2 protein-coding genes are annotated in these 1,403 nt (G+C 74.0%); one reads left to right on the top strand and one right to left on the bottom strand.

Translation table 11 applies throughout. From position 1 onward, the window contains the following. Positions 1 to 291 (top strand): FAD-binding oxidoreductase (locus G3I40_RS13520; RefSeq protein ID WP_164302403.1); only part of this gene is annotated, 291 nt, incomplete at its 5' end. A 25-nt stretch (positions 292 to 316) separates the two neighbouring features. On the opposite strand, the gene G3I40_RS13515 is transcribed toward G3I40_RS13520, so the two are convergent. Continuing rightward, a partial coding sequence (locus tag G3I40_RS13515) for a betaine/proline/choline family ABC transporter ATP-binding protein (protein WP_164302402.1) occupies positions 317 to 1,403 on the bottom strand: 1,087 nt, incomplete at its 5' end.

Raw genomic sequence — 1,403 nt, 5'->3', positions numbered from 1 at the left:
GGCCTGGCGCGGGCCCGCTTCGAGGACGCCCGGATCGGCGTACGGCCGGTGCCGTCCGACGGGCTGCCGCTGGTCGGGGCGGTGGCGCGGGCACCCGGGCTGTACCACCTCGTCTCGCACAGCGCGGTCACCCTCGCCCCGGTCCTCGGCCGGCTCGCCGCGCAGGAGATCACCACCGGGCGGCCCGCCCCGGAGCTCGCCGCCTACCGGCCGGACCGGGCCGTCCCCGGCGACGTGCACGACGAGAACCTGCGCGCCATGAACCACCGCCGACCAGCACCCTCAAGCTGAACCTCAGGGTCAGTCTTGGGGCGGCTCAGGCGTCGGCGACCGAGTCGAACTCCACCTCGTCGCGGGCGACCCCCTGCGCGTCCGCGTCGACCGAGCGGCGCAGCGCCTCGTGCAGTTTCGCCGGGGTGAGCACCCCGAGGAAGCGCGAGCCGTCGAGGACCGCGACCCAGCCGGCGTCGTGCTGGAGCATCACGCCGAACGCCTGCTTGAGCGGCGCGCCGACCGGGACCCACGCGTTCATCCGGTGCGCCAGGTCACCGACTCGGCCGTCCTGCCCGGCCAGCGCCGCCTCGTCGACGCCGACCCAGCCGTGCAGATCACCCCGCTCGTCCAGGACGACCGCCCAGCGTGCGTTCTCCTCGCGCATCCGGGCCGCGGCCTGCGCGGCGGACTCGTCGACGCGGGCCACCGCGGGCTGTTCGAGGTCGTCCGGCTCGATCTCCGTGACCGACAGGCGCTTGAGCCCCCGGTCGGCGCCGACGAACTCCGCGACGTACGGCGTCGCCGGCGTGCCGAGGACCGCGCCGGGGGTGTCGAACTGCTCGATGCGGCCCTGCCCGTACACCGCGATCCGGTCGCCGAGCCGCACCGCCTCCTCGATGTCGTGCGTGACGAGGAGGACCGTCTTGCGCACCGCCGCCTGCATCCGCAGGAACTCGTCCTGCAACTGTTCGCGCACCACGGGGTCCACGGCGCCGAACGGCTCGTCCATGAGCAGGACGGGAGGGTCGGCCGCCAGGGCCCGGGCCACGCCCACGCGCTGGCGCTGACCGCCCGACAACTGCTCCGGATAGCGGCCGCCGAACGTCTTCGGGTCCAGGCCCACCAGGTCGAGCAGCTCGGCCGCGCGGGCCCGGGCCTTCGCCTTCTTCCAGCCGATCAGCGCCGGGACGGTCGCCGTGTTGTCGAGGACCGTGCGGTGCGGGAACAGGCCCACCTGCTGGATGACGTACCCGATGCGGCGGCGCAGCTTGACCGGGTCGAGTGCGGCGATGTCCTCGCCGTCGACGTAGATGCGGCCGGACGTCGGCTCGATGAGCCGGTTGACCATCATCATCGTCGTGGTCTTGCCGCAGCCGGACGGGCCGACGAGCGTGACCAGTTCGCCCTCG

It is taken from the genome of Streptomyces sp. SID14478, from assembly GCF_010548525.1.
Lineage (GTDB): Bacteria > Actinomycetota > Actinomycetes > Streptomycetales > Streptomycetaceae > Streptomyces.
Note: the sequence above shows the minus strand (reverse complement) of the source record. Positions and strands in the feature narration are given on the sequence as shown.